The sequence below is a fragment of the Corynebacterium sp. PCR 32 genome, from assembly GCF_037464985.1.
Classification (GTDB): domain Bacteria; phylum Actinomycetota; class Actinomycetes; order Mycobacteriales; family Mycobacteriaceae; genus Corynebacterium; species Corynebacterium kroppenstedtii_D.
This window is the reverse complement of sequence record NZ_JBAHVL010000005.1, coordinates 147,098-160,193: the sequence shown is the minus strand read 5'-3', so window position 1 is coordinate 160,193 and position 13,096 is coordinate 147,098. Positions and strand designations below refer to the sequence as shown.

10 protein-coding genes are annotated in these 13,096 nt (G+C 53.3%); 6 read left to right on the top strand and 4 right to left on the bottom strand.

Going from position 1 to position 13,096, the window contains the following annotated elements; translation table 11 throughout:
* Window positions 1–65 precede the first annotated feature (65 nt).
* The 4 genes from V5S80_RS07815 (at window position 66) to V5S80_RS07800 (ending at window position 4,121) form a co-directional block, all read left to right on the top strand.
* Complete coding sequence (locus V5S80_RS07815; protein ID WP_395170201.1) at window positions 66–1,124, top strand: C40 family peptidase; 1,059 nt, start codon at window positions 66–68, stop codon at window positions 1,122–1,124.
* A 47-nt stretch (window positions 1,125–1,171) separates the two neighbouring features.
* On the top strand, window positions 1,172–2,320 hold the full coding sequence (locus V5S80_RS07810; RefSeq protein ID WP_395170200.1) for a glycosyltransferase family 4 protein: 1,149 nt from the start codon (window positions 1,172–1,174) through the stop codon (window positions 2,318–2,320).
* Window positions 2,321–2,416: 96 nt separating this feature from the next.
* Window positions 2,417–3,397, top strand: a complete 981-nt coding sequence (locus tag V5S80_RS07805; RefSeq protein WP_395170234.1) for an ROK family glucokinase — start codon at window positions 2,417–2,419, stop codon at window positions 3,395–3,397.
* Window positions 3,390–4,121: a lysophospholipid acyltransferase family protein gene (locus V5S80_RS07800; RefSeq protein ID WP_395170199.1), complete on the top strand. Its 732-nt coding sequence runs from the start codon at window positions 3,390–3,392 to the stop codon at window positions 4,119–4,121. Before V5S80_RS07805 ends, V5S80_RS07800 begins: the two co-directional genes overlap by 8 nt.
* A gap of 10 nt (window positions 4,122–4,131) precedes the next feature.
* Here the strand turns inward: V5S80_RS07800 and V5S80_RS07795 are convergent, their stop codons facing one another.
* From V5S80_RS07795 to V5S80_RS07785, 3 genes are read right to left on the bottom strand one after another with little or no spacing between them, the layout of a single operon-like run.
* A complete protein-coding gene (locus V5S80_RS07795) occupies window positions 4,132–5,349 on the bottom strand; it encodes an acyltransferase family protein (protein ID WP_395170198.1) in 1,218 nt (405 codons plus the stop codon).
* Entirely contained in the window at window positions 5,331–6,851 is a 1,521-nt protein-coding gene (locus V5S80_RS07790) for a glycosyltransferase 87 family protein (protein ID WP_395170197.1), read from the bottom strand. The genes V5S80_RS07795 and V5S80_RS07790 overlap by 19 nt, the downstream gene beginning before the upstream one ends.
* Before the next feature lie 6 nt (window positions 6,852–6,857).
* Window positions 6,858–8,210, bottom strand: coding sequence for a glycosyltransferase 87 family protein (locus tag V5S80_RS07785; RefSeq protein WP_395170196.1), 1,353 nt, complete (start codon window positions 8,208–8,210; stop codon window positions 6,858–6,860).
* 158 nt (window positions 8,211–8,368) lie between these two features.
* Here V5S80_RS07785 and V5S80_RS07780 point away from each other — a divergent pair, with 158 nt between their 5' ends.
* Window positions 8,369–8,872 (top strand): polyadenylate-specific 3'-exoribonuclease AS, encoded by a 504-nt coding sequence (locus V5S80_RS07780; RefSeq protein WP_395170195.1) that lies wholly within the window; start codon window positions 8,369–8,371, stop codon window positions 8,870–8,872.
* 121 nt (window positions 8,873–8,993) lie between these two features.
* Window positions 8,994–10,421 carry a class II 3-deoxy-7-phosphoheptulonate synthase gene (locus V5S80_RS07775; RefSeq protein ID WP_395170194.1) on the top strand — a complete coding sequence of 476 codons (1,428 nt, stop codon included), beginning with the start codon at window positions 8,994–8,996 and terminating at the stop codon, window positions 10,419–10,421.
* 36 nt (window positions 10,422–10,457) lie between these two features.
* Here the strand turns inward: V5S80_RS07775 and V5S80_RS07770 are convergent, their stop codons facing one another.
* A complete protein-coding gene (locus V5S80_RS07770) occupies window positions 10,458–13,082 on the bottom strand; it encodes a glycosyltransferase 87 family protein (RefSeq protein ID WP_395170193.1) in 2,625 nt (874 codons plus the stop codon).
* Window positions 13,083–13,096 lie beyond the last annotated feature (14 nt).

Genomic DNA, 13,096 nt, shown 5'->3' with positions numbered 1-13,096 from the left:
TAACTTTCTTAACATTTTTACTGGTCAAGGTGATTTTTTACTGCATTGGTGGTAAGAGTATCCACGTGCGTCTAAATATGGTCATGTCGCGGTATGCTCGAGCAGCAGTAGCTGCGACGTCTCTCCCGGCCCTACTTGCTTTCCCGGTAGTTAGCCCCACCGCTGCTCATGCTGACCCCGCACCGGCGGCGCCTCTGCCGGCGAACAGGGATGATCTTTTCGCTAAAATGTCGACAATCTCCCGCGACGCTGAGCACACCGCGGAAATGATCAAAGATCTTGAGGACAAGATCAAAGGTGCTGATCAAACGCTCAAACAGGCCCAACGAGATGTTGATAGCAAATCCGATGCTGCGCGGACGGCGTCAGAACGGGCTGATGCGATTCGAATGAAAGTAGATCAAATCGCGTTATCACGGTATAGGAAAATTGGCGTTAACCCTGCGACAGCCTATATCGGCGCCTCGAATCCACAGGATGCGATTGATCGGGCCTCGTACATGAACGCGTTGGTGACGGGGCGACAGCACACGCTGGATCAGTATCGACGTGAGCTAACCTCGGCTGACAAAGAGCGAGAAACCGCAACCAAAGCGAAAGATGCTGCTCAGAATGCGTCCGACACACTGAGTAAGCAAGAAAAAGAGTTGTTGGCTAAACAGGCGGAGCTTAAAACACAGACCGACCAGATTAAGACAGCTATCGATCATCTTTCTGGAGATGAACGTCGTCGTTGGCAAGATAAAAATAGTCCGATTCACCTGGGTAAAGACCAGATCAAATCTGCTAACGCAGTAGTTAATGCCGCTCTGTCAAAACTCGGTGCGCCGTATGCGTGGGGCGCTATAGGCCCCGACGAATTCGATTGCTCTGGCCTGATTTATTGGGCATATCGGCAGGCAGGGAAGTCTGTTCCTCGCACATCCGGTGCGCAGATGGCCGGGGGAACTCCAGTGTCAATGAGTGATCTCCAACCGGGCGACGTCATCGGCTACTATCCAGGCGCCACTCACGTCGGACTTTATATTGGCGATGGGCGTATTGTTCACGCAGCTGACTACGGTATTCCTGTCCAGGTGGTCGGTGTTAATTCGATGCCCGTCTACGGGGCACGCCGGTACTGAGACCACTTGGCCCCATAGAACCATCCTGTCTCATAGAATCTGGCTCTATGGGTCAGTCTCCTCGGGTCTTGCTTGTGACCAACGATTTCCCGCCCACCCTGGGCGGGATCCAAACTTACCTTTATGAGTTCATTCAGACTCTTGAGCCCGATCGCCTAGTCGTTTTTGCGTCTACACAAGACGAACAGGCAGCTCAGAAGTTTGACCATGAGGTGCCTTTCACCATGATCCGGTGGCCGCATCAGGTGATGCTGCCGACGCCCCGGACGGCTCGACGCATGCAGGACATTATTCGAGCATGGTCGATTGACACGGTCTGGTTTGGGTCAAGCACACCTCTTGGTGTTATGGCCTCGGCTGCTCGTCGTGCCGGCGCTCGGAAGATTGTTGCCTCCACCCACGGCCATGAAATTGGATGGTCAATGATTCCCGTGGCCCGCCAGGTTCTTCGTCTCATTGGTTCTCGCGTTGACACCCTGACATACGTATCTCAGTATGCCCGACGCCGAACGCAGCGTGCTTTTGGGCCGAACCCTCAATGGGTGTCGCTCCAACCAGGTATCGACCTGAGCCGCTTTTCGCCACACTCTGCTGCGAGGGACCGTATTCGTCGGGAGTATGGTCTAGATCGGGTACCAGTGGTGGCCTGTATTTCACGAATTGTGCCACGAAAAGGGCAAGACATGCTGGTGGAAGCACTGCCACGCATCCGTCAGCGTATTCCGCAGGTCAAACTCCTCATCGTAGGTCCCGGCACGGGGAGAGAATCCCTCATGGCGCGAGCGTCAGCATTGGGAGTCGGCGACGCGCTAGTGACGACAGGGCCTGTCCCCTTTGATGCACTCCCTGACTATTATCGCTGCGCGGATGTGTTCGCAATGCCGGTCCGGACAGTGGGCGGCGGGCTTGACGTTGAAGGCCTTGGCATCGTCTTTCTGGAAGCACAAGCGTGCGGGATTCCCGTCGTTGCAGGCAATGGAGGAGGAGCGCCTGAGACGGTTCTCGACAGTGAGACGGGGCTTGTCGTCAATGGTAGAAAACTAGATGAGATTGCTGATGCTGTCACGAGGTTGCTCGCTGATCCAACCTGGGCTGCCACCATGGGAGATAAGGGTCGTCGGCACATTGAAAGCGAGTGGTCATGGTCCGTGAGGGGGCCACAATTGGCTCATGCTTTATTCGACGGGCTAGATTAAATAAGTTAGCCGGTCGCCAGTGACGTCGTCGGGAGTATGTCATCAACCGCTGGCCGAACCACTGTGTTCTTCGACGCCACTCAACGAAAGGTATTGATGTCCGATCACGCAGCTCTCCAGCCTCTTACTGTCGGCTTTGATATTGGTGGCACGAACCTGCGTGGCGCGGTTGTTACCGACGAGGGAAGAATCATCGATTCGGAGCAGATTCCCACCCCAGCCTCGTCGCGTGCGTTGGAAGATGGTGTCGTGCAGATCGTGCGACAGCTACAGTGCCGGCATGAAATCAAGGCGATTGGTATAGCGGTCGCAGGATTCTTGACCCCGGACTGTAGGACTGTGCGCTACGCGCCACATCTCCCGTGGCGCGAGGCTGATGTCGTGGATCGTCTAGAGGAGCGTCTTCATCTCCCTGTTCGTTTGGAGCACGACGCTAATTCTGCTGCGTGGGGAGAATATCGGTACGGAAGTGCCCAGAATGAAGATAATTGGGTTCTTTTTGCCATCGGCACGGGTATTGGTGGCGCATTAATGATTAATGGGAGGATATATCGGGGGGCCTACGGGACAGCTCCAGAGTTTGGTCATATTTGCGTCGTGCCGGATGGTCGTCAATGTTCGTGTGGGAAGCGTGGGTGTCTGGAACGATACTGTTCAGGGACAGCCCTGGCCACGACAGCACGCGAGATGATAGGGGCCCACACCGATATTGAATCGACTTTGCTTCATGATTATCGCGCACGCCCGGATGAGATCACGGGTAGACATGTTTCACTGGCGGCACACGATGGTGATCCTTTAGCGAAACTCGTCGTGGAGGATTTCGCTGAATGGTTGGGGCGTGGGCTGGCTATGGTTCATGACTTCTTTGACCCATCGTTAATTGTCATCGGTGGGGGTGTTTCTACAGACTCTGATCTATTTATAACGCCTGCTCTGCAGGCATATAGCCATAATGTCGTGGGGGCAGGACACCGACCTCTTGCAGATATTAAAACAGCAACGTTGGGGGCTGAAGCCGGTATGATTGGTGTCGCTGATTTGGCGCGCGAGAGCTTCAAGGAAAGTCATGAATAATCACTGGTATTGGACATTTAAACATATACTTTTCGGTCCTTTTCTTCGAGTATGGAATAGGCCTTTTACAAAGAACATTGATCGGATTCCCTCCGAAGGGCCAGCAATTTTGGCAAGTAATCACCTGACCGTGATGGATTCGTTTTACTTGCCGCTGCTATGCCCGCGGCAGATCACGTTTCTTGCAAAGAGTGAGTATTTCACGACTCCCGGTTGTATTGGCAGGATGCAGGCCTGGTTTTTTTCCTCAGTGGGTCAGTACCCCATTGATCGGTCATCCGGTGAAGCTGCACAGGACGCGTTGAATGCAGGGCTTCACGTAGTTGGGCGCGGGGATTTAATGGGGATGTATCCGGAAGGTACTCGGTCTCCAGATGGCCGGTTGTATCGGGGCAAGACGGGTATTGCTCGGCTTGCTTTTGAGTCTGGGCAGAAGGTATACCCCGTCGCGATGATTAATACGCGGAAAGCTAACCCGATCGGGTCGATATTCCCCCGCCCCGTTCGTGTGGGATTATCCGTGGGGGAGCCGCTAGATCCGTCAGACTATATGCATATTAACGACGACTACGAGCGAATTAGAACGTTTACTGATGACATTATGGAATCGCTTCGGCAGCTCGGGGGACAAGAGTATGTTGATGATTTCTACGCCGCCGATGTGAAAGCTGCTCTGAATGAGGGAAAGGGGTACCCCCGGGGGAGTGAACCTAAGCACCGCTAGGGGCGAATAGTCACTGTGCGGGGCCGGATACTCCCCGTTTCTGAATCGGTGGGAACAGGCTGATTGAAGGCCGAATTGTCCAACCGACGATGGGGAGACGCTTGAACTGTTCTACTACCCATCCTGATGCCAGGCAGACTATGAAGAGGCCCAGGATGCACACCATGCGAACATTATCACTGGCATGGGACACATCTTCACGGATACCAAAGACATACAGTGCACGATCCCACGTGAGATTAAGCGCTGTCATGTGGAATAGATAGATGACCAACGTTCGTTGACCGAGGTGTTGTAAGCATCGCGTTAAAACAGGGACCTCAGCGATGAGCGCACAGACCAGAATCGACAGCGGGAGAGCTGCTAAGGCTCGGAGTGACGAGAAGAGGACATCAATCTGCCCGCGGTCATTGTGTGCGATTCCCATATTGACAAGATGATCGTAGCTGTCGCCGAAATGGGAGTAAGCCACTTTCGCACACCAAAACAGAGCGAAACTTCCCACCCACCATGCTGGAGATCGCCATTTTTTCGCCAAGGAAAACAGCGCTGGTTTCATAAAAACACCGACGAAATACACGGGCATATAGTTAAAAAGATGAGATTGTGTCGGGGTCACGGGATTACACATTTGCCACAGCCACGGTAGAACACTGACTACTAATGCCCAATGATCAGGCAGCCATTTGGTAATCCACACTGCCAAGGTGAAAAGGATCAGGCAGTGGAGAAACCAGAGCCCACATTCCCCGTGGATCACCGAACTCATGATGTCGTGAAAAACAATAGGGTAATTATTAGCCCACATTTTGGACAGGAGCTCGAGAGGGGCCCATACCAAGTAGGGGATCAACAGAAATCGGAGACGCGAATGCCACAGTTGACCGAGAGTCTGGTGGCGGATTTTGTATGAAAACAACCCAGAGACCATGAAAAACATGGGTAGACGCACAGGGCCAAGCCAGTCATTGATGGCATTCGCAGGGGTATAAACCCCGTCGGGAATATAAATAGTGGCGTGCAAGATGCACACGCCAACAATGGAAATTCCCTTGCCAATATCTGGCCAGAGAAGTCTGCTTGTTTGTGGCGACGTCGCCGTTGAGGCAGGTGGAGAAGTTTGGGGCCCACGGGCCGACGATGTCGATGGCGCCGCAGCTGACATACCACGCGGAATCGCGATACCGCGGCGGGAACGAGATCGACCTGTCACCGGTAAAGCAGCCATGAACGTATGTTTCTCCTCCGTCGTTGGGCCGGGGACCGAGCTACAGAAACCAATATTACAAATGCGAACCCAGCCCATAGAACGTAAACGTTCCGTAGACACGTGGATATGACCAGCAATATTGATTCTACGACGTTGCCCATACGCCCCCCGTAGGCAACATCATCAGGGAAAATCCATGAAACTGTGGCGACTGCCCACTGCGATAATGCAGGTGCCCACCACACAGCTCCAACGAGGAATATACCCGACGTAGCGACTGCGAACCACGTTGACCGGACGTGAAAGGCCTGCCGTCGTTCGTCCATCGATGATGAAGGCCCGGCTACAGCGATGTCACATAATGTGACGATCACAGGAAGTGCCCATACCCAATGATGGGTCCAACTCACCGGCGAGGCCAGAAGGCCGACCAGTGCGACCATGGAGGGAAGGACATAGCGGGAAGCATGACTGTGCTTGCCACCATCCTGGAGACCAGGCGGTTCTACAGACCGCCGCGATATATGTCTCGCCACCAGAAGGAGCATGAGAAGAAGAGCACTAATGACACCGGCCCAAAGAATGCTCGTCATACCTGACTGTGCCCATGTCGCCGGAAAGGATGCGGTGGCGCGCCCGAGTACTCCCTTAACAGACTGATTCGCAACAATGGTGGGTTCTCCGATCCGGTCAGTCGCCCACACCACATGGCTGATATATGACCAGGAATCATGCGGTGCTGCTACCGCGGCAAGACCGGTCGCAACCGCAAAGGAGAACAGGCACCGCACCGTTGACGCATAGTCACGGCGGAGGAGAGGAACGAGAATAAACACTGCCGGCGTCAGCTTCACTGCGGCTGCGATCCCCGTCAAGACACCGGTCATCCTGTGACATTGACACCTCGGAGGCCTCTCCGCGAGAACCCACCAATCACAAACAACCAGGAGAAGCAACAAGGAATTAACCTGACCAAAAGAAAGGGTTGCTCGGACCGGCTCTGATACGACGACCATAGCTGCAGCGAGATACCGCCACCGAACCTCCCAATGTCGAGTAAGAATGACTGTAGCTAGAAGAATCGCGCCGAGTGAGACGATCGAGTGAGCCACTAATCCGGCAGCCATAGGCAACACTAAGAAGCCCACCATTACACACGCTGCAAACGGAGGGTACGTAAACGGGAGATCATGCTCGCTCGTTGAAAAAGTGACATTGTAGAGCGAGTGATGGTGTACAAGTGCCTGCGCTCCCGCCCGGTAAACCTCGAAGTCAACCATGTTTCGCGGAAGCAAGGTAATTCCCTCCGCGCCACCGAGACGGATGTGATGGCCTGCGCCATCACGGTCAGCGGACTTCGTCGGGATGTGAGAGACATGAAGCGACCAGAATGTGAATACCAGTGAGACGGCGGACAATCCACCAACAAGACACATACCGCACAAACGAATTGTCAGAGTCGTTTTACTATTTGAGGCAGCATGCTCTGGACTCGACGGACCCATCTGCAGGGAAGTCATGATCGACTAGCTTTTCTCAGTGGTGAAAGCCCTGGGGAATAGGGCCATCGTCCCCAAAAAAAGAAAACCCCATACGACGAAATCACTTCCCAAGATTTTTTGTACTAACGACCAGCGAAGCTCATTATCACCCGTATTCGGGAAAAACCAATGGAACGGCGTCACCGTTGAGATCGATAACCCAAGAATCGCAACAATCCACACTACCGCGTTGTGCCAACGGGAGACCCGTGCTCGTGAATTCCATGCAGCATAAAATGTCACAATGACGAATGGCAAGAACCATACCCAATGATGGGACCACGACACCGGGGAAAGGAGAAGAGCAACGAGACTAGTTGCAGATAGTAAAGCCACCGTAAACGTCTGGTCGTCATAACGGGCGCCTACGACAGAAGGTTCATTATTGCCCTGTACTGGCGACGCAGTTCGTATAAGTCGCAGCATCACCGTAACGATCAGAACAAATGTCAGCGTACTGAGTACCATCCACCACCGTGACTGGAGAGTCGCGTCACTCGTGAAGCGCGCAATCATTCCTCGAAGTGACTGATTTCCCGCATACGCCAAACCGCCAATCCGATCAGGATTGCGGATTTCCACGGTCCAATAATCCTTCGAATCCTCAGGAAGAAGGGCCCAGCCTAATGCCGTCCACCCCACTCCGGATACCACACACATGATTGCCGATTTCCAATCCCGCTTCACAAGGAAGAAAAGACCAAAAACTGCGGGGGTCAGCTTGATCGCCGCTGCCAAACCAATAAATATTCCACGAGGCCACCGAGTGTGTTTAACCGCAGTATCAAGCAACACCAGTGCCATGAGGAAAACGTTAATCTGACCAAAACTCAACGTATGGGTATATGGTTCACCCAAGAGAACCAATGGCAAAATCATGTACGACAGCCATGCTGCCCGTGAAAATGAGACACCCGACGCCGAGGATGCTTTGTCACCCGTCGATGTCCGTGCTGGACCTGTGAAATGATTGATGAGGATTGCGCCGCACCACCAGGTTGTTGCCGTCGTCGCAAGAACGATCAACAGGGTGTCGACATCGAGAGAAAACCAGGTAAGAGTACCAAATAAGACTGCTGCGAGAGGAGGGTAAGTAAAGGGAAGATTAATGCCCTCAACAGGATAGTCACGATCATAAAGACCACAGCCGCGCACGAAGGCTTGGCCGCCAGACCGATACACATCAAGGTCGATGTGATACCGGAAGTCACCGGTATTAAACATATCGAAGAAGTGGTAATAGAGAACGACACTAAGAATCAACGTGACGACAAAGCGACCTAGCCAGGACCCAGCTAAAAAATCGACGACTCGTTCACAACCACGGCGGACATGCATGGCCCCAGAGTCTACCCGGCTATACCCAGCATGGCTGAACCCAGTCGATACTGGACTGTTGTTCGTGATCCATCCTGTGAGGCTGATGCTGTGTTGCTCGTAATATGTGTTGGGGAGCAGGCCCCAACATTTCTCGAATCGCGTACTAACCTTGACCCATGGATTACTTCTACGACACCGAATTTATTGAAGATGGGCAGACCATTGACCTCGTGTCGATTGGCATTGTTGCAAGTGATGGTCGCGAGTACTACGCCGTGTCTACCGACGCTGACCTGTCTCGTGCGAACCCATGGGTAAAAAAGCATGTTTTGTCTCATTTGCCGAACCCATCGTCGCCTTTGTGGAAAAATAGGTCTACGATTCGCGCTGACCTAGAGGAATTTTTCCGCGACGACCAGCATGCTCGTTTATGGGCATGGGTCGGCGCATATGACCATATCTGCTTGGTTCAGTTGTGGGGAATCATGCAAGACTTACCGAGGAATATCCCGCGATTTACCAGGGAATTAAAGCACATATGGACCTTTATTGGTCGACCGTCGTTACCACCGATTCCCGACAATGCGCATAACGCTCTCGCTGACGCTCGACATAATCTTGCGAAATTTAAAGTGTGTGCTCATCTTTTCAAGGAAAAAACAGGGATGAACTTAGAATAACATCTGACTGTGTGGCAATGTTGCCGTGGGGGAGCCATGAGCCAGAACAACGGATGGCCTCATCCGGTGAGTTTGGCGCAGTTCCAATATTGGTTGACAAGCTAGGCTAGACTTTGCCCCTGTGAGCTGGACAATTGATTTACCCGTAAATGACTTACCCGATCTACCTCCACTACCAGGTAGATTAGAAGAACGATTCCAAGACGTTATTTCTCGCCCTGCCTTTCAACAACCCAGTTGGGATGAACGGGACTCCTCCAACGTACGGAAGATCTTGGAGTCAGTGCCCCCTATTGTTGTGGCCGCTGAAATCCGACTGCTCCAGGAACATATGCGACACGTCGCCCTCGGTGAAGCCTTCCTCCTGCAAGGGGGAGACTGCGCCGAGACGTTCGAATCCAACACCGAACCTCATATCCGCGCAAACATAAAAACCCTGCTGCAAATGGCTGTCGTCCTGACTTATGGTGCATCGATGCCGGTCGTCAAGATGGCGAGGATTGCAGGTCAGTATGCGAAGCCACGGAGTTCTGATTACGACGCCCACGGCCTGTTGAATTACCGGGGTGATTTGGTGAATGGGGTGGAAGCCACCGAAGCAGCTCGCCGTCATGACCCCGCTCGCATGATTCGGGCCTACGCTAATGCGGCCGCAGCGATGAACCTTGTGCGCTCACTGACAACCTCCGGGACAGCAGACTTGCACAAATTGCATGAATGGAACCGTGAGTTTGTGCAGATGTCACCTGCTGGAGCGCGGTATGAAGCCCTCGCTTCTGAAATCGAGCACGGCTTGCGCTTTATGGAAGCGTGTAAAGTGTCGGACTCCAATCTGCATACTGCAGAGATTTATTGCTCACACGAAGCTCTTGTCGTGGACTACGAACGCGCCATGCTGCGGCTGGGTAAGGATTCCGCTGGAGAGACAGTGCTCTATGACCTTTCAGCGCATGAAGTGTGGATTGGTGAACGAACCCGCGGTATAGACGACTTCCATGTCAACCTTGCTGCCTTGATAGCGAATCCAGTTGGCCTCAAGATTGGGCCGACAACAACACCCGAGGAGGCAGTTGCCTACGTCAACAAGCTTGACCCCGAGGTGCCAGACGATGCGCCAGGATATGTCAAAGGATACAAGGGTCGGCCAGGGCGTCTCACGTTGGTCTCGCGCATGGGATACGACAAGATCCGATCGGTACTGCCACCGATTGTTGACGCCGTTGAAAAAACTGGCCGAAAAGTGATTTGGCAGTGCGACCCTATGCACGGCAACACGTTCACAAGCTCCAATGGGTATAAAACCCGTGATTTTGATCGTGTTATCGACGAAGTTCAAGGTTTCTTCGAAGTACACCGCGCGATAGGTTCTCACCCTGGTGGTATTCACATTGAATTGACTGGTGAAGATGTCACTGAGTGTGTAGGTGGAGCACAAGACCTCACTGATGTGGATTTGCCTGGGCGTTATGCTTCCGCGTGTGATCCTCGTTTGAATACGCAACAGTCACTAGAGTTGGCGTTCCTTGTGGCGGAGATGTTGCGTAACTAATAACGATCGATCTCGAGGGACATGCCATGTGCACCTCTAGATGGCGTAATTCCATTGCGTCAGCATGTATGCCGATAACCAGGCACCTACCCATATCGTGGCAATGGCGTAACCTGTCGTTATGATCGGCCATCGATGAACTGTGGTCAGAATCACGCTGACGGTGAGAAGGACGCCCGCCATGAGAAGAAGGCGTGGCCGCGAATGGAAGTATCCGGACGACAGAATCACGCTCAGGCCTAGTCCTGTACCACTGAGCCACATGACAAGAGGGGCTCGGCGCGCACCACCAAGTCCGATGAGAGTGCCTGTGCCCAGAATCGCGAGGGATCCCCATAGTGGGACGACCCCGGGTGTTGCGAAAAGCTGTCGCGGTAGATCATGTAGCGTCGTTGTGCCGAAGTCGAACTGGGTTCCCCAACCTGCTTTTTGAACAGCAAAGTATCCGCCAATGTCGCGTGTGAGCCAGCTTGCCCACGCCAGATACACTAGCCCGCCGAGTGGGGCGAGAATCACGGAGACCCATGCCCGTATGTCTTTCCGGTGTTGAATCAGAACACCAAACGCAAAGGCGATGGCAAGGTCATACCCGGTGACCCGGACCAAGCATGCGAGAAAGACACCTATGGCTGCGAGCGGGAAATTCTGTTTCACAAATCCGGTAATGAAGAGGAATGTGCATAGAGAGAAGAGCGCCTCGGAATATGCCATGATAAATGTCACCGACATTGGGAATCCCGCAAATACAGCGACGGCAAGAACGACGGCAAGTTGTGACGAGGTGAAATGTCGAACAATTTCGGTGAGAACGCACGCTGCTGTTACACCAAGGATGGTGTTCATGAGCAACGCAGACGTTGTCCAGCTGAGGCCGGTCATCGCATGCGTACATCGTAGGAGCCACGGTGTCCCTGGTAGAAAGGCGACGGTGTGGTACTCCGGCGGCTGTCCATCTATCATCTCACCACCGCGATAACCATATTCCGCAATCCGCGTGAACCACCTAGAATCCCATGAGGTAATGGCGCGTGACAACGAGGAGCGGGTGAGTGTTGCATTGTATGACAACGTGGCGGCGACGATGACTTGTACGACCGCGTACACCCCGCTAGCGAGGGCGTAGGTACTAAGCCGTGATTGACTGGCGTTGATCCAACCTCTACCGCTGGGATGGCGGTGACAGGCGTCTGAAAGGTCTCTCAGACGCAGAAGTCGTACCGTAGGCTCACTTATAAAGCCAGCGAGGAGCAAGAAAAACGTCACGAGGATGGTCACATTTCGAGCAACCAAGATGTTGACAGAGGGACTGGGGGAGTTACTTATCAGAGCATCATAAGAGAACGGATACATCCACTGCGATAAACCTGCGACACACAGCATAAGGATGCCTGCAATCCGGAGCAGGAACGCAGATCGTTTGCTTGCCGACGCAGGACTGCCATAAACGGAGTCAAGACAGACTGCAAGAGGTGCCGCCCACCACACCACATACTGGGTGGACAAAACCTTGTTCGATATCACCACGGCGCCAATGATGAGGAGAGCTAGCCATGCTGAACGGCTGGCTGACCATCCATTATCCGTGGTGTTCTCGTGAACACATATCTGATGGTGTGTTCCTATCGTGGAAACTTTCCTCCTGTTGAGGAGAACACGACGGAAACCGGAATTACCACACAAACCAGAAAAACACAGAACGATACAGCTCACAAACATGATGATGGTGAGGACCATCGATAATGTTTCCCACCGGGGCACAGTGGGTCCAAAGATCTCGAATGACTGCGACGTGGCATACGCAATTCTGAATGTTTGGTCGCCATAATGCGCGGCCCACATCACCCCAGTCGCGGGAATGGATTCAATCTGTAGACCGCGATCATTCTGGTAGTTGAACACCGAAGTGATTCGATGGAAACCATAATCCCAGATTGACAATACGAGAATGATGACGCACGTGATACCGAATGAGAATAAGCGCTTCCAGGTGAGGCGGCTTTTCCACCAGCCGACTAGCACAGTGCCGAGCACGGCAGGCCACAGCTTAATCATTGTTGCGCACCCTAAAAGGATGCCCGCAATTCGTGGGTGCCGGGCCATGGCGACAAGAGTCGCCGCAACTAAAATAGCGGGAATAATGTCCCACCGGGTCCACAGGAGTGGACCAAAGAGAAGGCCGAAAAGTACCCAGAACACTCCGCCCCACCAGCGGCGTGTACCGGTTAACCACGCGAAGAACCCTCCGTCAATGACCAGCAACATCCACATGGATAGTGTGGATTTATCGGTCCACGAAAAAACAGTGGTCAGCCACTTTAATACGGATACCAGCCACATGACAGGTACCGGGTATTCCTGCATAGCCCCAGAGTCCGGGCGCTCAAGACCTTCAAAATAATAATCGACAGGCGTTCCGATCATCCAATAACTATCGATGTGATGATCAACCCACCACATGAATCCCCTGCTCAGAATAAACAGGATGGTGAGGGACACAGCAGCAGCGACTGTGCATCTGCTCCATCGTTGCTGGCCTTGCCCCCTCGGCCCTCCTGCAGTAGTAGCAGGGCAGTCTGGTGCCGACGAAAGTAGGGCAGGGGAATCCGGGTCAGACATGAGAGAAGACACGGAAATAGAGGAATGGGCTTGCTGTGGAGGCACGCAGAAATCCTTCG

Excerpts from the sequence above, each read along its gene's own strand:
- V5S80_RS07795 (WP_395170198.1), bottom strand. The coding sequence starts at position 5,349 with ATGGCTGCTTTACCGGTGACAGGTCGATCTCGTTCCCGCCGCGGTATC.
- V5S80_RS07810 (WP_395170200.1), top strand. The coding sequence starts at position 1,172 with ATGGGTCAGTCTCCTCGGGTCTTGCTTGTGACCAACGATTTCCCGCCC.
- V5S80_RS07800 (WP_395170199.1), top strand. The coding sequence starts at position 3,390 with ATGAATAATCACTGGTATTGGACATTTAAACATATACTTTTCGGTCCT.
- V5S80_RS07785 (WP_395170196.1), bottom strand. The coding sequence starts at position 8,210 with ATGCATGTCCGCCGTGGTTGTGAACGAGTCGTCGATTTTTTAGCTGGG.
- V5S80_RS07790 (WP_395170197.1), bottom strand. The coding sequence starts at position 6,851 with ATGACTTCCCTGCAGATGGGTCCGTCGAGTCCAGAGCATGCTGCCTCA.
- V5S80_RS07780 (WP_395170195.1), top strand. The coding sequence starts at position 8,369 with ATGGATTACTTCTACGACACCGAATTTATTGAAGATGGGCAGACCATT.
- V5S80_RS07805 (WP_395170234.1), top strand. The coding sequence starts at position 2,417 with ATGTCCGATCACGCAGCTCTCCAGCCTCTTACTGTCGGCTTTGATATT.